The organism is Romboutsia sp. Marseille-P6047 (genome assembly GCF_900604535.1).
In the GTDB taxonomy this organism is placed as follows: Bacteria; Bacillota; Clostridia; order Peptostreptococcales; family Peptostreptococcaceae; genus Romboutsia_E.
Genome location: NZ_UWOT01000003.1, coordinates 24,382 through 49,180, shown reverse-complemented (window position 1 = coordinate 49,180; position 24,799 = coordinate 24,382). Strand labels below are relative to the sequence as shown.

Sequence of the window (24,799 nt, the reverse complement as noted above, 5' to 3'; positions counted from 1 at the left end):
TTACACTTTATTAAATAATTCTAGCACTATTTATATTAATTTACTACACATAATACAGTATATAAATTAACTTTATTAATATACTATATCATTCATTTATTATTTTCTAAGTTTGTAATGATTATACAATTCATAATATATTATGCTAATATCTAACTTTAAATTATATTACATCTAACTTATTCATTTTTCTAAATAAAAAGTCCTTATTAATAAGACTATATTTATGCTTATTTAATAAAGACCTCTTAATTTTTTTATTTATTTTATTATTTCCTTGAATTGCTCTTCGTCAATAATTGTTATACCTAATGTTTGAGCTTTAGTTAATTTGCTTCCAGCCTCTTCTCCTGCTAACACATAACTAGTTTTTTTTGACACACTTCCTGAAACTTTACCTCCAAATGACTGAATTAGTGCAGAAGCTTCATCTCTTTTCATAGTTGGTAGTGTTCCTGTTATTACAAAAGTCATTCCTTCAAATCTACTATCTTCAGCTTTTGTTTCAGATGATTTCGAAACTACATTAACACCATACTCTTTAAACTTAGATATTATTGTATGATACTTTTCACTTTTAAAGTATTTAATTATATCATTTACCATCGTATCCCCAAAATCAGGTAGATTTATTAATTGATCATAGTCTGCCTTAGCTACTTCATCCATATTAGCAAAGTTTTCAGCTAAAACTTTAGCTGATTGTTTTCCTACATTTTTTATTCCAAGACCTGTAATTAACTTATCAATATTATTAGTTTTTGATTCTTCTATTGCATTAAGAAGATTATTTACAGACTTATCTCTTCCTATAACATTCTTCTCCAGTATTTCATCCTTATAATTTTTAAGTTGATATATATCACCTATATCTTTTATATACCCTGCTGCCATCAATGCTTCTACCTTACTTTTACCAAACCCAACTATATTCATTGCATCTTTAGAAACAAAGTACGATATACTTCTAGTTGCTTGTGCATCGCACGCTGGGTTTACACAACGTGTATCTGCTCCATTTGCATCTCTAACTGTTGATTCTCCACATATTGGACATATATTAGGTATCACATATGGTTTAGAATCTGACAATCTTTTTTCTGGAATACTTTTTATAACTTCTGGAATTATATCACCAGCTTTTTGAACTATTACAGTATCTCCTATCCTTACATCTTTTTCATTTATAACATCTTGATTATGTAAGGTAGCTTTTGAAACAGTAGTTCCTGCTAGTCTAACAGGTTCAAGTACTGCTAAAGGAGTTAACCTTCCTGTACGGCCAACTTGTATTATTATATCTTTTACTATAGTTTCTTTTTGCTCTGGTGGATATTTGTATGCAACTGCCCATCTAGGTACCTTGCTAGTCATTCCTAATTTTTTTCTATCAGCTAAATCATCAACTTTTACAACAGCTCCATCTATTGCATACTCTAAACTCCATCTTTGATCACCTACATTAGATATATAATCCCATACTTCTTCTACAGTTTCACATACCTTAAAATCAGGACTTACTTTAAATCCTTGTTCTTTAAGCCATTCTAAAGTTTCTGAATGAGAATTAAATTCCATCCCCTCAGATATTTCAAGATTGAATACAAATATATCTAAATTTCTATCTCTAACTATTGATGGGTCTAATTGTCTTAAAGTTCCTGCTGCTAAGTTTCTTGGATTTTGATATTTCTTAGCTCCTACTTCTTCCTGTCTTTTATTAACTTCTTCAAATTCTCTGTTAGATATATAAACCTCTCCACGAACCTCTAAGTAAGGTAGTTTCGTAGGTATCGTTTTAGGAACATTCTTTATTTGTAATAAGTTTTCATAAACTGACTCTCCAATAACACCATCACCTCTAGTTATACCTTCTGTTAACTCTCCATTATGATATCTTAATACAACTGAAAGTCCGTCTATCTTTTTCTCAACTACAAATCTAGGTTCTTTAAGTTCAGCTATCATTTTATTTACGTATTCATATACATCCTCTTTACTAAAGACATCTTGTAAACTAATTACTGGCACGTCATGCTCCACTTTTCTTAATTCTCTCTTTACAGTACCTCCTACTTTTTTAGTAGGTGAATTTTCTATATTAAATTCAGGATGTTCCTCTTCTAATTTTCTTAATTCAACTGTTAATTTATCATATTCATAATCTGATATTTCCGGTGAATCTTCGTTATAGTATTTGTTGTTATGATATTCTATTTCTTTTCTTAATTCATCTATCCTAGATTTTACATCCATAAAATTATCCTCCTACTTAAATCTGCTTATTTCCTCTTTTAGTATGTATTATCTCCAAATATTCGTATGTAAATTTTATATTTTTTAGTATAACATTAAACCATCTATTAAAAGTAAATTAATTTTTTATACAAAAAAATCCCCTAAAAATTAGAGGACTTCTTGATACATTTTATTTTTTTATTTATGAGAAAAGTCTTTTCCAGTAGACAAAGCTTTTCTTTCTTCTATCAAGTTATAAAGTAAGTTATTTAATGTCCAGTCTATACTTGTTTCTGTAACCATAGCTGTCAAAGGTCTATTTATTCTCATCTTCTTTAAACTTTCTAAGAATGAATTTATCTTTTTATTATGTATATTATTAAATATAACAGCTTTATTTACAAAACCATCTTCACAATCTGATGATATGTCGTTATCTAATATACTTTTAATTATTGCATTTCCGTTTGTTTTATCTAAAAATATACAATCTCTAACACCAATAAACCCACATATATTTTTTATTAAAGTAGATTCTTTTTTATTAAAATTAACTATCATTATACAATCTCTGTTATGAGTATTGTTATCCACATCATTTATTTTTGTAAATGTCATATATCTCACTCCTTATTAATCCTCATACCTTATATTACCACAATAGAGATATTTTAAAACTATATTTTAATTTATATAGTTTTATGAACTTACTTATATTAATATTGATGATTTTCTCTTATTTTTTACATTTACTTTTATATCATTTTCTTTAATAATTCTAAATGCTTTGGTTGGGCACACTCTAACACATGCGGGACCATCTTCAGAGTTCATACATAAATCACATTTATTAGCAATCATTTTTTCTTTAAAATATAATTTATCATCAGATACTTCTTTTAAAGTAAATAAGTCTATTGCTCCAAAAGGACATGCTACCATACAAGTCTTACACCCTATACAATTTTTTTCATCTATTTTTATACCATTTTTGACATTTTTAATAGCATTATTAGCGCATACTTTTGCACATAGTGCATCTTCGCAGTGTCTACATTGAACTGGTACACTTACCTTTTCAGTTTTTATTACATCTAACTTAGGATTAAAATTTATATATTCATACTTTTCATGAAATATTTCTTCATCACTATGCTCTACTACGCATGCTATCATACAAGTTCTACACCCTATACATTTATTAGGATCAGCTATAACAAAACAATTCATTTATTTAGCCACTTCCTTTCCTATACAATATTCAGTGTGTAGTAAATGATGAGATATACTACCTAAAGGCTCTTTTAAAAATTCTTCATAAATTTTTTTTATTTCTGGATTTTCATGAGATTTTCTAAATTGCAAACTTCTATCATGATCATATATTGACTCTGCTCTTTTTTTATAAGCAACATTTCTATATTCTTCTAATAATAATTTTGGTTGGCCTCCTCCACTTACACATCCTAAAGGACATGTCATTACTTCTATAAAATCTAAGTCCAAATTACCCTTCTTTAAACTTTCTAATATATGAACTACATTTTTTAATCCACTTACTACTCCTACCTTTAGATTTAAGTTTCCAACAGTTATGTCTAATCTTCTAAAACCTTCACTTCCTCTAACTTCATTTACATCTATGCTTGGTATACTTTCCTTAGTTATTAGCTCATATCCAGTTCTTAATTCCGCTTCCATAACACCGCCAGTTACCCCAAATATAGTTCCAGCACCAGTATATGTTCCTAATGGAGACTCGAACTTCTCATCATCTAAATTGTTAAAATCTATCCCCATATCTTTTATCAAATAAGCAAGCTCTCTTGTAGTTAAAACTACATCAACATCTTTATATCCACTTGAATTCATCTCATCTCTACCTGCTTCATATTTCTTACATGTACAAGGCATTATAGATACACTATATATTTTTGATGGATCTACATTGTTTATTTGTGCTCCATATGTTTTAAAAACTGCTCCCCCCATTTGTTGAGGTGATTTACATGAAGAAAGGTGGTCTGTTAATTCTGGATAATTATCTTCTAAAAATTTTACCCATGCAGGACAACATGATGTAAACATAGGTAGTGTCCCACCGTTTGTAACTCTAGTTATTAGTTCGCTCCCTTCTTCCATTATAGTCAAATCCGCTGGAAAATTTGTATCATATACCCTATCAAAATTCAAATTCTTAAGCGCTGCAGCCATTTTACCAGGAGTTAAAGACCCTAAACTTAATCCAAATTCTTCCCCTATAGCTACTCTAACTGCTGGTGCACATTGTACTATTGTAAATTTATTAGGATCATCTAAGGCTTCTTTTACTTTCTCTACATCACATACATTATGAGCTGCAAATATTGGCTCTTTTATTGATTTAGGTAGATTTCTTTCTTTTCTTTTTTCATCTATAAATTCATAACCATTATCAATTAAGGATGCATATGATTTACAGACTTGAACACACTGTCCACACATTACACATTTTTGTGAATTAATTTCTTGTGGCTCTCCTTTATTTCCTTCAATTGCAGATGTAGGACAGACTTTTACACATTCTTGACATCCTGTACATAAATCTTTATCTATATTTATTATCATTATTCCTCCCCCTTTCACATTTATTTATTAGTTAATAATAAACTAAGTGCAGCTTTTATATTTTTAGATTTTTTATCTTCTATAGGTGATATAAGCTTTAGAGCTTCATTAGGACAAGCATTAATACATGCAATTGTGATATCTTCTTTACATAAATCACATTTGTATGCTACTTTATTACTTTCATCTATTCCCCTTTGCTCAACCTCTTTTCCATTTTTATATTGAGTCTGTAAATCTATGGCGCCAAATGGGCATGCTAATAAACAAGTTTTACATCCGATACATTTATCATTATCTACTACCATAACTCCATCTTCTCTTGATATAGCTTTTACTGGACAGGTATTTAAGCATGGTGCATCTTCACAATGTCTACATTGAATAGGCATACATACATCTTCATCTTTAACTAAATATAATCTAGGTATTACTGGAACTTCAACAGTCCCTACAGTATAACCAACATTATTATCTTTGTTATGTTTTGTAAAACAAGCAAGTTCACAAGCTCTACATCCTGTACATTTGCTTGAATCTGCAATTACAAAAGATCCTAAATTATTACTCATATTCCTCCACCTTTATAATTTTATTTGTATATTTTATATCTTTACTCTATAAGAATGAGTATAAATATTCATTCTTTTTCCCCTAACAAATCCTATAAGCGTTATATTTGATTTTTTTGCTAATTCCACAGATAAATTGGTTGGAGCTGATTTAGAAATAACTATCGGTATTTTAGCTTTAGCTACTTTTAAAAGCATTTCATATGATATTCTTCCACTTACTGCAATAGCTTTATTATCAAAATTAATATTGTGTAATATACAGTGTCCTATTGCTTTATCCATAGCATTATGTCTAGCAACATCTTCGCAACTTATAGTTTCTTTATTCCCTTCAAAAATAGCTACACTGTGTACTCCTCCAGTATCTTTAAATAATTTTGAATGATTTAGGCTTGACTCCATGATTTCATAAACATGATCTACATATATATGTGATTTAGAATTTATTGAATTATAATCTAAGTTTATATTTTCAATATCTTTTATATTTACATCCACAACTTTATTTTCTTTATCTATTACCATACTAATTAAATCTTCTTTACTTGTAATACAACCTTTAGTTAATAAATAACCTATTATCAATTCTTTTAAATTAGTTGGAGTACATAAAAATGTATTTTCAAATTTACCATTTAAAACAAGACTAAGAGGATATTCTGCTATTATTGTATCCTCGGTGTGTCTATAACTAAACTCATCTAATTTTATTATAGGAACCTTAAATGTATTTCTATATGCTTTCATTTCATCATTATGATCTAAAGTATTCATATGAGAATATCCCCTTTTAATATTTATATATTTTTTAATAACATCTTTTCTTTTATATCTTGGTATTCTTTTTTTAATTGTTTTTCTGCAAGTTCTTGGTTTTCAATTTTTTCAATCTTAATAGCACAGTATTTATATTCTGGTGTTTTAGATATAGGATCTAGATTAGCAATCGTAAGTTCATTACATGCTCCTACCCACCATTGATACGTCATATAAGTTGCTCCTGGTTTTACTCTATCTGTAACCAACGCTCTAGTAAGCACACTTCCTCTTCTTGAACTTACCTTAATTAATTCTTTATCTTTTATACCTAAATTTTGTGCATCTTCTTCATTTACTTGAAGATATCCTGGTTCGTCTTCAAGTTTAGCAAGAGTTCTACAGTTACCTGTCATAGTTCTAACAGAGTAATGCCCCACTTCTCTTACTGTACATAAACTAAATGGATATTCATCATCTTCTAATTCCATAGGGGGTCTCCACTCTGTAGCAAATAGATTACCCTTTCCCGTTGGAGTTGAAAATATACCACCTTTATGAAGATACATTGTTCCTTTATCTTCAGCAGATTCACTTTTACAAGGCCATTGAACGCAACCTTGTTTTTCTATTTTTTCATAAGTTGCTCCAGCAAAATTTGGAGTTAAACTTCTCATTTCATCCCATATCTCTTTTGTATTTTTATATTCCATAGGATAACCCATAGCAGTTGATATTTCGCTTATTATTTGCCAATCAGTTTTAACATCACCTTTTGGTTCTACTGCTTTTCTCATTATTTGGAATCCTCTATCCGCACTACTATAAATACCATCATGTTCTCCCCATGAAGTTGCTGGTAAAATTACATCTGCATGAAGTGCTGTTTTATTCATAAATATATCTTGAACAATTACAAAATCTAATTCATCTAAAGCTTCTCTTACCTCAGTTGCATCCGGATCACTTTGTACAGGGTCTTCTCCAAATATGTAATATGCTTTAAGTTTCTTATCCTTTAAAACTAAATGTGGTACCTCTGTTAAGCTATATCCATTATGATCTGATAATTTAACTCCCCATGCTCTTTCAAATTTTTCCTTCATTTTAGGATCTGTAACACTTTGATATCCTGGGAATACATTAGGAAGTGCTCCCATATCGCATGCTCCTTGAACATTATTTTGACCACGAACTGGGCCTATCCCTACATTAGGTCTACCAAAGTTTCCTGTTAGTAATGCTAGTGACGCTAACCCTTTAACAACATCAACAGCTTGACCAAATTGACAGACTCCCATTCCATAAAGTATCATCGCATCTTTTGCTTTTGCATATTCTCTCATTGATTTTCTTATCATATTAGCTTGCACACCTGTATATTTTTCTGCATACTCGGGTGTATATATTTTTACTATTTCTTTGTATTCTTTAAATCCTTGGGTATGCTCTCTTACAAACTCTTCATCATATAATTTTTCTTCTATTAAAACGTTTCCAAAAGCATTAACTAATATCATATTAGTTCCACCCTTTAACGCTAAGTGCATATCAGATATTCTAGCAGTTTCAGTAATCCTAGGATCTATAGTTATTATTTTAGCTCCTTTTTCTTTTGCTCTGACTATTCTTCTTGCAACTATCGGATGTGAATCTGCTCCATTGTATCCAAATACAAATAATAAACTTGCATTCTCTATCTCTGGTATAGAGTTAGACATTGCCCCACTACCTAGTGAGTAAGCCAAACCGGCTACAGATGGTGCATGTCAAACGCGGGCACAATGATCTACATTATTAGTTCCAATTGTTGCTCTCATAAATTTTTGCATAACATAGTTAGCTTCATTTCCAGGTCCTCTTGCTGATCCAGTCCCCATAATAGAATCTGGTCCATATTTTGCTTTTATATCACTTAACCTTGAAGCTGTATATTCAATAGCTTCATTCCATTCTACTTCTTCTAACTTCCCATTTTTTCTTATCATTGGTTTTCTTAATCTTGGTGTTAATATCTTTGGATCATTTAAAAAATCCCATCCATAATGACCTTTTAAACATAAGTTACCCTCATTTGTTCTGCCTTGTGCTGGTTCTGCTCTTAAAATCTTATTATTATCAACTACAAGATTTAACTGACATCCAGCTCCACAGTAAGGGCACACCGTTAATACTTTTTTTTCCATATTCATCTCCCCTTAAAATTTTCTTCCATGGTAAATATTAAAAAGTGCCTACTAAATAAATATTATGAGTTTTATGATTTATTCTTATAAGATATAAAATTTATATTTGATTTAAATTATGAGTACTATATAAGTTATTTTGATATGTTCTTTTGAAATGATTATTTATATACTTTAATTCAATACTATATTAAGTTTCCCTTGTTTTATTTTGTTAAATTAATAAATAAAGCTTATTTAAACTTAAATATATATAAATTATAAGTTTAAATAAGCCTTTTTGCTATTATTCATTTGTAACTAAATTTATTTTATTTACACTACTATCTTTCATTCTATGATGAGTGATTATAGTAAATATACCGCTTCCAATTAAAATTAAATAATACATAAATCCACCATATAAAAATACTGCATACCCCATTAAATATGATGGAAATACACCTTTAAATATTGTAAAGAATGCTAATTCATTAGCTCCAACATTACCAGGAGTAGGAATTGGAGATATTGCCATATATAAAAGAACTTGTAAAGTTAATATATTTAAATAAGTATGACCTTGTAAATTAAATGCTTTATATATCCAGAACGATATACTAAAATAAAAACTAATTTGAACAATCGTAAGCATAATTGTCGTTATCATTAACTTTTTATTTTTAATAAAAAATTGTATAGATTCACTGTAGTCATCTATAAATCTATCAATACTATCTATTTTTCCATCAATAAATTTAAAAACTTTAAATCTACAAAGGTAATTTATAATTATTCTAATGTACTGTTTTACTTTAATAGGATTTAATATTACTAATAAAGCCATAAATATAGTGAATAAATTCATAGCTATACCAATAGAAACTAAAGGTAAGAGTGTACTCATTTGATTTTTTATTACTTTAAAATTTAAAATCATTAATATTAAACAATACATAGTTACCACAAACTGATAAAGTATTGATTTATTAGTTATAATCGCTCCCGCTTTACTTAATGGCATTTTATATTTAGTTAACACATATATTTGCATTGGTTGGCTTCCAGATGCAAATGGTGTAACTAAATTATAATAAAATCCTATAGTAGCTAATTTTAATCCTCTAAATTTTACTTTAACCTTATGCGTTCCATCAATTAATATCCTAATTACTAATCCCTCTAATCCTATATTTATAAATATAGCTAAAGCTCCTATGACTAAATACTTTTCATCTACCATATTTAAAACACTGGATAGTAATTTTATATCTAAAGTCTTAAAAACTATACTAGTTGTTATTCCTATTAGTAAAATTAAAAATACATATTGTAATAAGGTCTTAGTTTTATTATTCTTCATTTTAATCCCCTAACCTATTTTTTATAATTTATTACGTCTATTATAGATTAAGTATACACTATAAATCTTAAATTTATCTTACAAATATCCTTACAATTTCGTTATATTTTCAATATATATTTTATTTATATTTATTTCTAATAATTTATTTAACTAAGTAAAAAAGCTATCTAAATATATTTAGATAGCTTTTTATAAATTTATTTTTTTATTAATTTTGCTACACTTTCAACATGCATTGTATGAGGGAACATATCTACAGGTTGTACTTCTACACACTTATACCCTCTTTCATCTAAATAGGCTAAATCCCTAGCTAAAGTTGATGGGTTACACGAAACATAAACCACTCTGTCAGGCTCCATTGATACTATAGTATCAAGAACTTTCTCATCGCATCCTTTTCTTGGGGGGTCTACTACTACTACATTAGCAGTCTTTCCATCTTTGTACATTTTAGGAACAACCTCTTCAGCTTTTCCAACATAGAATTCAACATTATCTAATTTATTTAAATTAGCATTTATTTTCGCATCTTTAATAGCATCTTCTACTATTTCTATACCATATACTTTCTTAGCTTTTTGAGCTAAGAATAAAGATATAGTTCCTATTCCACAATATATATCAAATACCGTATCATTTTCTTTTAAGTCCGCATACTCTAATGCTTTATTATATAAAACTTCCGTTTGAATAGGATTCACTTGGAAAAATGATAATGGTGATATTTCGAAAACTAAATCACCGATGTAATCATTTATTTTTCCATCTCCATAAATTACTATGTTTTCTTTTCCTAATATAACATTAGTTTTCTCTCTATTTACATTTACAACTAATGTTTTAAAACCAGGAACATTCTCTAATAATACTGATGCTAATTCTTTTAAATATGGTAACTTTCTTCCATTTGCAACTAACACCACCATAACTTCATTTGTTGTAAATCCTACTTTAGTTACTAAATGTCTTAAAACTCCAGTATGAGTTTTTTCATCATAAACACTAACATTGTAAGCATTTATATATGTTTTTATTATTTTCATAATCTTATCATTTATTTCATGCTGTATTATACATTTATCCGTAGGTATTATATCATGACTCTTTTTTTTGTAAAAACCTATTAATGGATTCGAGTCCACCTTCTGAATAGGAAATTGAGCTTTATTTCTATACCTTATTGGATTTTCCATACCTAAAGTGTTATGAATTTCTACATTTTCTAATTTTCCGATTCTACTTATAACTTGTTTTACTTCATTTGTTTTTATATCAAGTTGCTTTTGATAATCTAACTCTTGAATTTGGCATCCTCCACATTCTTTTAAATTATCATTGCATCTTCTTTTTACTCTGTATGGAGATGCTTCTATTATCTCAACTATATCTCCAACTGCATAATTTTTCTTTGATTTGTTGATTTTTACCCTTACTTTATCTTTTACTAGCCCGCCATCTACAAATACTGTAAATCCATCGTATTTACCTATTCCAACGCCGCCTTGACCTATATCTACTATATCTACTACATACTCTTTATTTTTTGCCAACATAGGTTAATCCTCCGTACATATTATTTAAGAAACTACAAGAATTTATTTTACCAAAAAAACAAAGGCTTATAAAGCCCTTATATAAATAAATCTTTACTTTTAATACCTTTGTATATATAAATACAATCAAATCATTATATATAAATTAATTTATATATATAAAAGTCACTAAAATTTATTTTAGTGACTTTTGATTTATCCCTAACCTAAAAACATTGTAATATCTTATATAAATAAATTTTTAGCTTTAAATCCTCTATACATCTGTAATAAAGAAAATCCTAATAATAAAACTCCTAATACAGGACCTATCCAAACTAAATTTCTTGCTAATTCTATAGATACACCATCATTAACTATTAGTTGTACAAATTCATCATAATTTGATTTTGCATTTATTCCATACCTTATCCATGTCACAGCCGTCATTATACCCATTGGTACAACACTCATTGTCATATAAAATCCAGTCATAGATCTTTGCTTTACACCCTTTAATCCCATATATATAGGTAAGAAGAATAATACCGGAAGAATAAATCCATAAAACTGCGGTGATAATGCTAAAAATAGTATTGAGCAAAATAAAAAACTTGTTATATATTTCCTTAAATATAAAGTTTTTTCTTGGAAATCATATAATGATGCATTTAAATATCTTATGTATACCTCTAAATTTTTCTCTATATCATTTACTTTATTTTTAGAATTTGTCATTTCTTTTAATAATTCAATACCCTTTGAATTCATTTTATTATACTGAGTTTTATGCTTTTCATCTATCTCTAAAACCTCATATTTTGATTTTACTTTTATTAAGTCTTTAGTATACTTTTTGATACTTTTTGATTTTAATATGTTTGTTTTATTTATCTCTTCTAGTAATTGATTTATTGTGCTTAAAATTAAATTTGTCTTCAATAAACCCACCTCCTAAATATCATTTGATAATTAAAAGGAGTGTATTATAAATACACCCCTAACTATTTTATTGATTTTTTATTATCTTTCTCATTGATATTCCTATTGATGTAAATACAGCAGCCCATATACATCCCATAAATAGCCATGCTGAACTAGTCATATCTATCATCTCCTTATAAATTAGTTGCTTTATTACTTTCTATTTCTTTAGTGTATTTGCTTTTTATTGATTTATATGATTGAATAAAACCTATTACTAAAACAACAAATACAACTACACGCCCTAAGTTTACCCAAGGAATAAACTCTGGTGTTGACGCAACATATGATGGTATTACATTAAAATTACCAGCTTTTGCATAATCAACTGTAAAGAAGAATAAGAATGCTATTATTGTTAGTGGTGTTAAGAACTGATGGAATAACCTAAAGAACCACTTTGGTACCTTCCATAATCCACCTCTATTCATTTCTTCTAATGCAGTATCTTTTACACACCATCCGATAATTATAATCTCTATTAAACCTAAAACTATTAATAAATAGTTTCCTATCCAGTTATCAACTTCTGTAAAGTACATTAGATTTGCACTCTTAGTTAAAACCGATTCTAAAGCTATTGGTGTTCCAACTATTAAGTATCCAATGAAAACTATCCAAGCACCTTTTTTTCTATTTATACCTGCATCTTCTTCTAATAATGCAACTAAATAATTATACATTGCTATTGCAGATGTTATTCCAGCGAAGAATAACAGTAAGAACCATAATGCTCCAAATATTCCTCCACCAGTCATTGTACTAAATACATTCGGTAATGCCATAAATGCTAAACCTATACTCCCCTTTATTCCTTCTGGACCTAAAAATGCATATGCTATAGGAATAACTGCTGTACCACCTAATACAACTTCTGCAAACTCATTTAATGATACTGTTGCTACAGATGCTGTTATTATATCTTCATCTGGTTTTAAATATGATGCATAATTTTGTATAATACCCATTCCTAATGATAATGTAAAGAATATCTGACCTGCAGCAGCTATTGCTGAGCTCCATGATAGTTGGCTAAAATCAGGATTCCAAACGAAGTTTAGACCTTTTAAAGAACTCCAGTCAGGGTTAACTGGTGATCCTAATGTTAAAGCTCTTATCCCCAATATAATACCAAATATATAAAGAACTGGCATCATTATTTTTGCCCATGATTCTATACCATCTTGTATTCCTTTCATTACTGCTATTGCTAGTATTGATAATGAAATTACCCAAAATACTAACATCTTTGGATCTTGTACATATGCCCCAAAGAATGCTCCCGGGTCTGATTTATATGTACCAAGTAATGAATGTACTGCAAATCCTAGTGACCAACCTATTATATGATTATAATAAGAGTTAACTAATATTGTTACTGCAAATGCTATCATTCCACATAAAGAACCAACTATAATTGCCTTCTTAGGTGACATTGCTTGTTTTGCTTGTATATACATCATTGGCCCCAATGTACCATGGCCATGTTTACCTCCATAGCGACCTATACTCCACTCTACTAACATTACAGGTATTCCTATAACTATTAATGCGAAAAAATATGGTATCATAAATGCTCCGCCACCATTTGAAGCAGCTACATACGGAAATCTCCAGAAATTCCCTAACCCAACAGCATTACCTGCCATTGCTAATATAAGACCTATTTTTGAACCCCAGTTCTCTCTACTTTCGGTCATTATATATCCCTCCTTTTTAAACTATTTGTATACAATAAAATTGTTTTTATTTTTCTAAATTTTCTGTAAATTACTTGTATAAAATAGCCACTAAGTTAACTATCAACCTAGTGGCTTAAACAACTTAAATATATATTACCATTATTTACTATTTATTTCAAGTATTTTCTGACAATTTCGTTAACTCTATAAAACTCTTGTAGAACCTCTGTATATAACTCCTCTTGAAGCATCTACAGTAACAACCTCACCATTTTCAACTAATTTAAGTATATTAAATGCAGATACAACTACAGCTTTATTTAGGTTTAATCCAACTATAGCTGCATGAGATGTCATTCCACCCTCTTCAGTAACTATTGCTCCAGCTTTTTCTATATAAGGATTCATTTCTATATCAGTCATAGTTGTTACTAATATATCACCTTCATTAAACTCTTCACAAGCTTCACCTGATTTTACTATACGAACATTACCTTCAATAGTTTTGTTACCTACACCGATTCCTTGAACTATTTCTTCACTCATTACATGAACTTTAATTAAATTAGTAGTTCCACTTACACCAACTGGTACACCAGCAGTTACTACAACTAATTCACCATCATTTACATACTTAGCATCTTTAGCTGCAGCTATAGAGTTTTCTATAACCTCATCTGTATTTGATGCTAATTCTGATTTAACTGGGTATACTCCCCAACTAAGATTTAATTGTCTCATAACTCTATCATCTGCAGTTGCAGCTATTATTGGAGATTGAGGTCTAAATTTAGATACCATTCTTGCTGTATATCCAGAAGATGTAGCTGTAACTATTGCTGATGCATTTAATGAAACTGCTGTAGAACAAGTTGCATAACTTATTGCATCTGTAACTGTTTCATGATTAGTTGCATTTTCTTTTAATAACTTTGAATATTCTAAAGTTTGTTCTGTTCTTTTAGCTATTGTAGCCATAGTTTTTACTGCTTCTATTGGATATTTACCTGCAGCAGTTTCCCCTGATAACATTATAGCATCAGTTCCATCATATATTGCATTTGCAACATCAGTTACTTCTGCTCTTGTTGGTCTTGGATTTCTTATCATAGAATCAAGCATTTGAGTAGCAGTTATAACTGGCTTAGCTAATTCTTTACATTTCTTTATCATCATTTTTTGAACTATAGGCATTTCTTCAGTTGGTATTTCAACTCCAAGGTCTCCTCTAGCTACCATTATACCATCAGACACTTTTAATATTTCATCTAAGTTGTCTACCCCCTCTTGATTTTCTATCTTAGATATTATTTGTATATATGTAGCGTTATTTTTTTCTAATATTTCTCTTATAGCTAATACGTCAGATGCTTTTCTTACAAAAGATGCAGCTATAAAATCTATACCTTGACTTATACCAAATTCTATATCACTTATATCTTTTGGAGTTATCGCTGGTAAGTTTATTTTTACACCTGGTACATTTACCCCTTTATGATTTTTAACTATTCCAGAGTTCTCAACTAAACAAACTATATCATCTCCGTTTATTTCTTGAACCCTAAGCCCAACAAGGCCATCATCTATTAATATCATATCACCTACAGTAACATCTTTAACAAGGTCCTTGTAGCTTACTGTACACATTTCCTTAGTTCCTACAACATCTTTCATTGTTATAGTAAACTTATCTCCTTCTTCTAATAAAACCTCTGGATCTGCAAATTGACCTGTTCTTATTTCAGGACCCTTTGTATCTAATAATAAAGCAACTGGCTTATTTAGCTTTTCCCTAACTTTTTTAGCTACATCTAGTCTTGCTTTATGTTCTTCATGTGAACCATGAGAAAAGTTAAATCTACAAACGTTTAACCCATTCTCTACAAGCTGTGTTAATGTTTCCTCAGAATCTGAAGCTGGTCCTAGTGTACAAACTATTTTAGTTCTTTTTACATCCTTAAGCATATATATTCCTCCTATTATTATATAGACAGTATTTTAGCCATCTCATAAGTATCTTTATCAAATTCTCTACTCATTGAAAGCGCTTCATTTATGTCCATATCTATAATTTTATTATCTCTTATACCTACAACTCTAGCTGATTTTCCATCTAATAGTAATTCAACTGCTCTTACTCCCATTCTACTTGCAAGAATTCTATCGAATACAGATGGACATCCTCCTCTTTGTACGTGTCCTAAAACAGTTACTCTTAAATCTGCACCTGTCTCTTTTATTATTTCTTTACCTAAGTCATTAGCATTTCCTACACCTTCAGCTAAAACTATTATACTATGTCTTTTGCCTCTTTTTTGTGTAGTTCTTAATCTATTACATATATCTTCTACTTTGAAATCTACTTCTGGAACTATTATAGTTTCTGCTCCACCTGCAAGCCCAGAGTATAAAGCTAAGTCTCCACAATGTCTACCCATTACTTCAACTATGTTAACCCTTTCATGAGAAGAAGATGTATCTCTTATTTTACTTATAGCATCTGCTATTGTATTCATAGCAGTATCAAACCCTATAGTATAGTCTGTATAAGCTAAATCATTGTCTATTGTTCCAGGTATACCTATTGCAGGGAATCCTAAATCACTTACTTTTTGAGCTCCATTAAATGATCCATCTCCACCTATTACAACTAAACAATCTATTTTATATTTTTTAAGTACTTTAACACCTTTTAATCTTCCTTCTTCTGTTCTAAATTCTTCACATCTAGAAGATTTTAGGATAGTACCTCCTCTATGTATGATATCACCAACAGAAGATAAATTCATTTCAAATAAGTCTTCTTCTAATAATCCTTTATATCCTCTGTTTATACCATATACCTTACAACCATAATATATAGCTGATCTTACTACAGCTCTTATAGCTGCATTCATTCCTGGAGCATCTCCTCCACTTGTTAAAATCCCTATAGTTTTCATAGTATTTCCTCCCGATTACTTTTTACAGGGACATTACATGTCCCTATTTTCTTTTTTTATCCCATCATGAGTAAAAAAATTAAAAATCTCCAAAAAATATCTATTTTTTGATATTATACCATATCTTTATTATTTTTTTATACTATTGTAAGCATTTATTTTTTTTTATTTTTTTACTTACATTTTTACCTTTACATTTTCTTTCGATAGTAAGTTTTCTAACTTATCTATTACATTTTTATTTATATTTACAAATACGCCATTCCACTTATATAGTTGCTTTGTATCTTCTGCATATAGGTATACGGATTCATTGCCTTTATAATTATCCACTACAGATAATATATTATCTACTAATATTTTATTGTTAAAACTATCAACTTTCAAATATAATCCTGTTTTTGTTGATTTTTTTGCTCTATAATTTCCATCTTCTGCAAAGTTACTTTTATCATTTATATCTTTAAAGTCTTTAGCAATAATTTTCGCATTTTCCCCTTCTTTTATACTTAATCGTCCTTTGACATATATTATATTATCTTCATTTAGCATAGTATTATATTTTTGTAAAATCTGAGGAAATACTATTATTTCTATTGTTCCATATAAATCTTCCAATTCTATAAATGCCATAATATCGTTACGTTTAGTAGTTTTAATAGTTTTGTTCACTACCATTCCACCCATTATAACTTCTCTTTCGTCTAAGCTAAAATAAGTTTCTTCATCTTCTTTTAAAGAATTTAATTTTCCATTGTCCATTGATGTATTTCTTTCTAATTCTTTTTTATATTGAGATAAAGGATGTCCACTTACATACATACCTAAAACTTCTTTTTCTAAGCTTAACTTCTCTCTTTCTTCATATTCATCATACTTTGGCATAGTATATATTTCCTGAAATTGTTCAGTCTCTTCACTTGATCCAAATGCATCAAATAAAGATATTTGACCTTGAACGTTTTTCTTTCTATCCATAGAAATACTATCTAATAAACTTTCATACCCCGCCATTAAACTCGCTCTATTTTGACTTATATTATCAAAAGCTCCACATTTAATTAAACTTTCTAGTACTCTTTTATTTGTATCTTTTGAGTCTAACCTTTTTACTAAATCTACAAAGTCTCCGAATATACCATTTATTTCTCTTTCATTTATTATGTTATTTATTACGTTAACCCCAACATTTTTTACTGCTGCTAATCCAAATCTAATATTATTACCTTCAACTGAAAATTTTCCAAAACTTTTATTTATATCAGGCTTTAAAACTTCTATTCCTAAAGCATTACACTCTCTTATATATTCAACAACTTTATCAGTATTTCCCATAACACTTGTTATTAATGCAGCCATAAACTCTACTGGATAATGAGCTTTTAGATATGCGGTTTCATAAGATAATACGCCATAAGCAGCAGCATGAGACTTATTAAATGCATATTTTGCAAAATCTATCATATCATCAAATATTTTATTAGCTACATCTTCTGGAATGCCATTTGCTATACATCCAGTTATCTCAGTTTCTCCATTATCATCTTTCTTTCCGTAAATAAAATATTGTCTTTCCTCTTCCATTACATCCATTTTCTTTTTACCCATGGCTCTTCTAACCAAGTCACTACGACCATAAGTATAACCACCTAAATCTCTAACAACCTGCATTACTTGCTCTTGATAAACTAAACATCCATAAGTTACCTCCATTATAGGCCTTAATGATTCATGAATATACGTTACTTTATCTGGATTATTTTTATTTTCTATATATGTTGGTATAGAATCCATAGGACCTGGTCTATATAATGAAATTCCGGCAACTATATCTTCAAAGTTATCTGGCTTAAGTTGTTTCATGAAACTTCTCATACCAGCACTTTCTAACTGGAATACTCCTAATGTATTACCTGATGATAAAAGCTCATAAACTTTAGGGTCATCATAATCCATTTTTGAAAAATCAATTTTTCTTCCATAGTTTTTTTCTATTAAATCTAATGCATCTCTTATAACTGTTAAAGTTCTAAGCCCAAGAAAGTCCATCTTTAATAGACCTAATTCTTCTAATGTAGTCATTGTAAATTGTGTAGTTATTGCATCTTGATGTTTGTATAGTGGAACATATTCATCAACTGGTTTTTTAGATATAACAACTCCTGCTGCATGTGTAGATGCATGTCTTAGCATTCCTTCTATTGATTTTGAAATATCAATTATTTCTTTTGTTTCTGCATCACCTTCATACATTTCCCTTAAATTTGGATTTGTATCCAATGCCTTATCTATAGTCATACCTAGTGCAAAAGGTATTTCTTTTGCAATCCTATCAACCTTATTATAAGGTATATCTAATACTCTACCAACATCCCTTATAGCTGCTTTTGCACCCATTGTTCCAAATGTAATTATCTGTGCAACATGATCTTCTCCATATTTTCTTTTAACATAATCTATAACTTCTTCTCTTCTTTCATAACAGAAGTCTATATCTATATCTGGCATAGATACACGCTCTGGGTTTAAGAAGCGTTCAAAAAGTAATGAGTATTTAATTGGATCTATATCTGTTATTTTCAAAGTATATGCAACAATGGAACCAGCCGCACTACCACGACCTGGACCAACCATTATGTTATTTTCTTTTGCATAATTTATAAAATCCCAAGTTATTAAGAAATATTCAACATATCCCATTTTTTCTATAACACCAAGTTCATAATTTAATCTTTCAATTACTTCTTCATTTGGGTTATCATATCTTTCTTTTAGACCTTTAAAGCAAAGCTCTCTTAAATAACTGTGTGTTGTATAACCTTCTGGTACATCATAATTAGGAAGGTGTATAGTATTAAAGTCAAACTCTACATTACACCTTTGTGCTATTTTAACTGTATTATCCAGTGCATCTATTGCATATGGGAATATTTCCTCCATCTCTTCTCTAGACTTAAGATAAAATTCATCGCTACCAAATCTCATTCTGGTTGGATCATCTACAGTTTTCCCCATTTGAATACACATAAGTATATCGTGTATTTTAGAGTCTTCTTTATTTACATAATGTAAATCATTAGTTGCAACTAATGGTATATCTAATTCTCTAGATAATTTTATAATTCCAGCATTTACTTCTTTCTGCTCTGGTAAGTTATGATCCTGTATTTCTAAAAAATAATTATCTTTTCCAAATATATCTCTATATTCAAGTGTAAGCTTTTTAGCTTTTTCATAGTTTCTATCCATAAGAGCTTGAGAAACATCTCCTGCTAAACATGCTGATAATGCTATAATTCCTTCACTGTGTTGTCTAAGCTCCTCCATGTCTACTCTTGGTTTATAATAAAATCCTTCTACATATGACTTTGAAACCATCTTTATTAAATTTTGATAACCTGTCATATTCTCAGCTAATAAAACTAGATGTCCTTGTGACTTATCATAATTTGGATCTTTATCATTTAAGCTACGAGCGGCTGTATAAACCTCACAACCTATTATAGGTTTTATACCTTCCTTTTTTGCAGCTTTATAAAAATCTATAGCCCCAAACATACATCCATGGTCTGTTATTGCTATTGCATCCATATTAAGTTCTTTACATCTTTTTATAAGTTTCTTTAGTCTTGAAAAACCATCAAGTAAGCTATATTCTGTATGAACATGAAGATGAACAAATTTATTGCTCATTATATCACCTCCCGCTGATAATTTTAATTTTACCATAAATCCTTATTATTAAAACAAAAAGAGGCTATATAAAATATAACCCCTTATTTATAAGTGTTTTCTCTTAACTTATTTGCTATCTCTTCAATTTTTCTAAGTCTATGATTGACTCCTGACTTTCCTATAGGTGGATTTAACATTTCCCCTAATTCTTTCAATGTCATATCCTCATATTCTTCTCTGATTCTTGCTATTTCTTGTAAATTTTCTGGCAAACTATTTATTCCTATAGTTTCCTGTATAAATCTAATATTCTCCACTTGTCTGACTGCTGCATTAACTGTTTTTGATAAATTTGCTGTTTCACAATTAACAATTCTATTTACATTATTTCTCATTTCTTTTACTATTTTTGTATTTTGTAAACTTAAAAGTGCATTATGAGCTCCTATTACACTTAATAAATCAGATATTTGCTCACTTTCTTTAAGATATACCACGTAGTTATTTTTTCTTGATACTATTTTCGAGTTAAAACCTAGAGAGTTTATAAGATCTTTTAAAGAACTTGCAAATTCTTCACTATTAGTTACAAACTCCATATGATAATTTTTTTCAGGATCACTTATAGATCCTCCTCCTAAAAATGCTCCTCTTAAAAATGCTCTTATGCATTCATCATTCTTTAGAAGATGTTCTGGAACCTTATCTGTTGGATAAAAGGCATCTTCTAATGGCAAAATACCTAATTCTCTTAATAGCTTCTCAGATCCCATTTCATTTTTTACAACAAGAACATAACTATTATTTCTTTTTAGCATTTGATTTTTATTAACACTTATAGTGGTATTAATAGCAAAATTTTGTTTTAATAATTTAAATACTTTTCTTGCTATAGAATTTAGTTCTGTGATCACTTTTATATTTAACTTTTTATAGCCAACAATCTGTATGGTACCTGCTAATTTAACTATAGCTGATAATTCACATAAGCTACATTCTTTATTCTCAGGCATTATTCTCGCTAATTCATTTTTTGTTTCAGTTGAAAATGACATATCATCACCTATAAATTATCCATTCTTTAACCTTTTTTTTATTTCTTGTAAGGCTACCTTTATTATTTCTTTTTCATCATCATATCTAGCTAAATCAACAACTCTATCTAAATGAATAAATTTAGCATCAATAAATCCTTCTTCTTTTTGTGGTATAGTATCCATATTTCTAGCTTTCATTAAGTACCAGAAAACTGTTTTGTGAACCGCTCTATTCTCATCCCAATTTTCTTTAAAAGTGTAATGTATTTCACCCAAATATTTTAATATATCTGCCTTAACGCCTGTTTCTTCTAAAACTTCTCTTAGTGCTGCCTCTTGTTTATTTTCGCCTTCTTCTACTTTTCCTTTAGGTAAAACCCAATCTCCATTAAACTTCCTCAGTAAAAGAATGGCATTTCCAAACAATACTACTCCACCGGCACTAACCTCTTCTCTCATAGATGTTCACTCCTTAAAACTAACATAATAATAAGGATTTCTACATAAACGTTTAAAATCCTTTTTTACTTATCATTGTCATAATTATGACTTAGTGCCAAGTCAACAATTATATTAGCAATATGATGTGCATCATGTCTAATATAATTTTTCTTAACTTCAACCAAATTATCTTCTATAATTTTTATACTCATTTCATCTAATTGCTTTATCTGATTTTCATCTAATAAAACTTGTTCTGCCCCATCTTTTTTATATTTTTTAAAAATATCATCTGGAAGTATTTCATTATTAACAATTACATAATCTATTAGATTTTTACCTGTATGCTTAACTATAGCATTGATATGATCTAACACATTATAACCTTCAGTTTCACCAGGTTGTGTCATGACATTTGATATATAAATTTTGGGTGCACTAGATTTTTTTATAGCTTTAACTACATCTTTCACGAGCAAATTTGGAATTATACTTGTGTATAAACTGCCTGGCCCCATAACAATTATGTCCGCATTATTTATAGATGTTATTACCTCTTCTAAAGGAGTCACATCCAGTGGATCTAGGGTTATCTTTTCTATACCAGATTTTTGAGATTTAACCTCTATCGGTATTCTAGACTCTCCTTTTACTACACTTCCATTTTTTAATTTAGCTGTCAAATTTACATCTTGCAAGGTAACAGGAAGAACACGTCCTGTTATAGCAAATATCTCACTCATTTTGTATACGGCTGTTTCAAAATTTCCATATAACCCATTCATCGCTGCAATAAATAAATTTCCAAAGCTTTGTCCCTTTAAGTTACCTTCAGTGAATCTATATTGCATAACCTCATTCATTGTTGGCTCTATATTTGCAAGTGCTAGTAGGCAGTTTCTTATATCCCCAGGAGGCAACATGCCTAAATCCTCTCTTAAAACACCTGAACCTCCACCATCATCTGCAACAGTTACTATTGCAGTAATATTTTGAGTATATTGTTTTAGGCCTCTCAAAAAAATAGATTGGCCTGTTCCACCTCCAATAACAACTACTTTAGGTCCTTTACTTTCTTCAACAGACGATTTTAATAATTTATATTTTTCTTTTTTTAACTTTTTATATAGATATAGAGACACAAATAGACAAATCCATCCGATAATACCTATTATCATTATTATGGTTTCCATAAACTCCTCCAAATTATCTAAGCATAGAATCTCTATGTTTTTTAATTACTCTATATCCTTTGTTCAATAAATCATCATATATTAAATTTGATATAGTTACTGATCTGTGTCTTCCTCCTGTACAACCAATACCTATTACTAAGTGATGCTTTCCTTCTTCTACATATTGAGGAACTAAGAAGTTTATCATGTCTAAAAGTTTAGTGTAGAATTCTTCACTAACCTTAGAATTCATTACATAATCTCTTACGTCTTGATCATCACCAGTTTTCGGTCTTAGTTCTTCTATATAATATGGATTTGGTAGGAATCTAACATCAAATACCAAATCACAATCAGCAGGAATTCCATGTTTAAATCCAAATGAAACTACAGATATAGTTAAATTTTGATTGTTATCACCATCGCAATATATCTTACCTATTTCTTCTTTTAAATCCTTTGGCTTCATATTAGATGTATCTATTATACAATCTGAAATTTCCTTTAATGGCTCCATTATAGTTCTTTCCATTTTTATTCCATCTGGAATTTGAGTATTTTTAGCTAATGGATGATTTCTCCTAGTCATCTTATATCTTCTTAATAAAACACTATCAGAACAATCTAAATACATCATTTCATATTTATAATTTGCGCTGCGTAAATAATTTAAACTTTCATGAAGAGCTTCAAAAAACTTTCTTCCCCTTATATCAATTCCTAAGGCTACCTTATCGATGCTTGAGTTTGGCTGATAACATAATTCTGCAAATTTAGTTATTAATGCAGGAGGTAAATTATCTACACAATAAAATCCCATATCTTCTAATGCTCTCATTGCTTCACTTTTTCCAGATCCAGAAAGACCTGTTACTATTACAAATTTCATGCTGATTCTTCCCCCTATCACAATCTAATATTTTCCACTAATGACATATCTATTTCTGCTTTCTCTAGAATATCAATTGCTAATTTAAAATTACCTACATTATTAGACACATGAGCATCAGATCCAATTATCAGTTTATTTTTTAAATGTTTTATTAACTTTAACTGCTCTACATTTAAATAACCATGACTACTATTAACCTCTAATCTAGTATTAGTCTGATTTGCTGCCTTTGCAATTTCTTCTATATAAACATCCCCTTTATCTCCAGGATGAGTAATTATAAAAATATTGTTATTTCTCATAGCTTCTATAATTGATTTCGTATTATGTTCTTTAGCTTTTTCACTTTTTATTATATAGTTATCACAATGATTAATCATACCTCTTAAATCTCTAGGTGTTGATCCAAAATGATATCCAGCCATTACATAATCCAATTTATTCTCAAACTTATCGCTAAGATCTATATTTCCTTTATCATCTAGTATATTACATTCCATTCCTAAAAGAATATTTATATCTTTATACTTTTCATTCAATTTATCTATCTCATCTCTCATTTTAGCTATATCATTTAATTTAACGCCATAAGCTAAATGCTTATATCCATGATCAGATATACCTATAGTTTTAATTCCCTTTGATATAGCTACCTTAACATTATCTTCTATAGTTCCTTTCCCATGACTATAAATTGTATGAGTATGGTAATCTGCTAGTATTTGCATT

General features: G+C 29.3%; 19 protein-coding genes. All 19 read right to left on the bottom strand.

Annotation, left to right across the window (positions count from 1 at the left end; translation table 11 throughout):
- Positions 1 to 261: 261 nt before the first annotated feature.
- The 19 genes from ligA to EIH23_RS03845 all read right to left on the bottom strand — a co-directional run bounded on the left by ligA (position 262) and on the right by EIH23_RS03845 (position 24,798).
- On the bottom strand, positions 262 to 2,256 hold the full coding sequence (gene ligA / locus EIH23_RS03935; protein ID WP_122638922.1) for an NAD-dependent DNA ligase LigA: 1,995 nt from the start codon (positions 2,254 to 2,256) through the stop codon (positions 262 to 264).
- A gap of 180 nt (positions 2,257 to 2,436) precedes the next feature.
- Positions 2,437 to 2,856, bottom strand: coding sequence for a DUF3783 domain-containing protein (locus EIH23_RS03930; protein ID WP_122638921.1), 420 nt, complete (start codon positions 2,854 to 2,856; stop codon positions 2,437 to 2,439).
- Positions 2,857 to 2,949: 93 nt separating this feature from the next.
- Positions 2,950 to 3,468: a 4Fe-4S dicluster domain-containing protein gene (locus EIH23_RS03925; RefSeq protein WP_122638920.1), complete on the bottom strand. Its 519-nt coding sequence runs from the start codon at positions 3,466 to 3,468 to the stop codon at positions 2,950 to 2,952.
- A complete protein-coding gene (locus tag EIH23_RS03920; RefSeq protein ID WP_122638919.1) occupies positions 3,469 to 4,845 on the bottom strand; it encodes a [FeFe] hydrogenase, group A in 1,377 nt (458 codons plus the stop codon). It lies immediately after the preceding gene.
- A gap of 20 nt (positions 4,846 to 4,865) precedes the next feature.
- Entirely contained in the window at positions 4,866 to 5,417 is a 552-nt protein-coding gene (locus EIH23_RS03915; protein ID WP_122638918.1) for a 4Fe-4S dicluster domain-containing protein, read from the bottom strand.
- Between the two features lie 33 nt (positions 5,418 to 5,450).
- On the bottom strand, positions 5,451 to 6,194 hold the full coding sequence (gene fdhD, locus EIH23_RS03910) for a formate dehydrogenase accessory sulfurtransferase FdhD (protein ID WP_243113315.1): 744 nt from the start codon (positions 6,192 to 6,194) through the stop codon (positions 5,451 to 5,453).
- A gap of 23 nt (positions 6,195 to 6,217) precedes the next feature.
- A complete protein-coding gene (fdhF, locus tag EIH23_RS03905) occupies positions 6,218 to 8,362 on the bottom strand; it encodes a formate dehydrogenase subunit alpha (RefSeq protein ID WP_122638917.1) in 2,145 nt (714 codons plus the stop codon).
- A 286-nt stretch (positions 8,363 to 8,648) separates the two neighbouring features.
- Positions 8,649 to 9,704 (bottom strand): lysylphosphatidylglycerol synthase transmembrane domain-containing protein, encoded by a 1,056-nt coding sequence (locus EIH23_RS03900; RefSeq protein WP_122638916.1) that lies wholly within the window; start codon positions 9,702 to 9,704, stop codon positions 8,649 to 8,651.
- A 200-nt stretch (positions 9,705 to 9,904) separates the two neighbouring features.
- Positions 9,905 to 11,263, bottom strand: coding sequence for a 23S rRNA (uracil(1939)-C(5))-methyltransferase RlmD (gene rlmD, locus EIH23_RS03895; protein WP_122638915.1), 1,359 nt, complete (start codon positions 11,261 to 11,263; stop codon positions 9,905 to 9,907).
- A gap of 225 nt (positions 11,264 to 11,488) precedes the next feature.
- Complete coding sequence (locus tag EIH23_RS03890) at positions 11,489 to 12,184, bottom strand: hypothetical protein (protein ID WP_122638914.1); 696 nt, start codon at positions 12,182 to 12,184, stop codon at positions 11,489 to 11,491.
- 176 nt (positions 12,185 to 12,360) lie between these two features.
- Positions 12,361 to 13,926, bottom strand: a complete 1,566-nt coding sequence (locus EIH23_RS03885; RefSeq protein WP_122638913.1) for a sodium-dependent transporter — start codon at positions 13,924 to 13,926, stop codon at positions 12,361 to 12,363.
- Between the two features lie 186 nt (positions 13,927 to 14,112).
- Entirely contained in the window at positions 14,113 to 15,873 is a 1,761-nt protein-coding gene (gene pyk, locus EIH23_RS03880) for a pyruvate kinase (RefSeq protein WP_122638912.1), read from the bottom strand.
- A 17-nt stretch (positions 15,874 to 15,890) separates the two neighbouring features.
- Entirely contained in the window at positions 15,891 to 16,850 is a 960-nt protein-coding gene (pfkA, locus tag EIH23_RS03875) for a 6-phosphofructokinase (protein WP_122638911.1), read from the bottom strand.
- A 177-nt stretch (positions 16,851 to 17,027) separates the two neighbouring features.
- Positions 17,028 to 20,543, bottom strand: a complete 3,516-nt coding sequence (locus EIH23_RS03870) for a DNA polymerase III subunit alpha (RefSeq protein WP_122638910.1) — start codon at positions 20,541 to 20,543, stop codon at positions 17,028 to 17,030.
- An 83-nt stretch (positions 20,544 to 20,626) separates the two neighbouring features.
- Positions 20,627 to 21,580 (bottom strand): DNA-binding protein WhiA, encoded by a 954-nt coding sequence (gene whiA / locus EIH23_RS03865; protein ID WP_122638909.1) that lies wholly within the window; start codon positions 21,578 to 21,580, stop codon positions 20,627 to 20,629.
- Between the two features lie 15 nt (positions 21,581 to 21,595).
- The gene (locus EIH23_RS03860) at positions 21,596 to 22,021 is read right to left on the bottom strand and encodes an NUDIX hydrolase (protein ID WP_122638908.1); all 426 of its coding nucleotides are present in this window, start codon (positions 22,019 to 22,021) and stop codon (positions 21,596 to 21,598) included.
- Positions 22,022 to 22,086: 65 nt separating this feature from the next.
- The gene (locus tag EIH23_RS03855) at positions 22,087 to 23,196 is read right to left on the bottom strand and encodes a gluconeogenesis factor YvcK family protein (protein WP_122638907.1); all 1,110 of its coding nucleotides are present in this window, start codon (positions 23,194 to 23,196) and stop codon (positions 22,087 to 22,089) included.
- Positions 23,197 to 23,209: 13 nt separating this feature from the next.
- Positions 23,210 to 24,067, bottom strand: coding sequence for an RNase adapter RapZ (gene rapZ, locus EIH23_RS03850; RefSeq protein ID WP_122638906.1), 858 nt, complete (start codon positions 24,065 to 24,067; stop codon positions 23,210 to 23,212).
- A gap of 17 nt (positions 24,068 to 24,084) precedes the next feature.
- A complete protein-coding gene (locus EIH23_RS03845; protein ID WP_122638905.1) occupies positions 24,085 to 24,798 on the bottom strand; it encodes a PHP domain-containing protein in 714 nt (237 codons plus the stop codon).
- Position 24,799 lies beyond the last annotated feature (1 nt).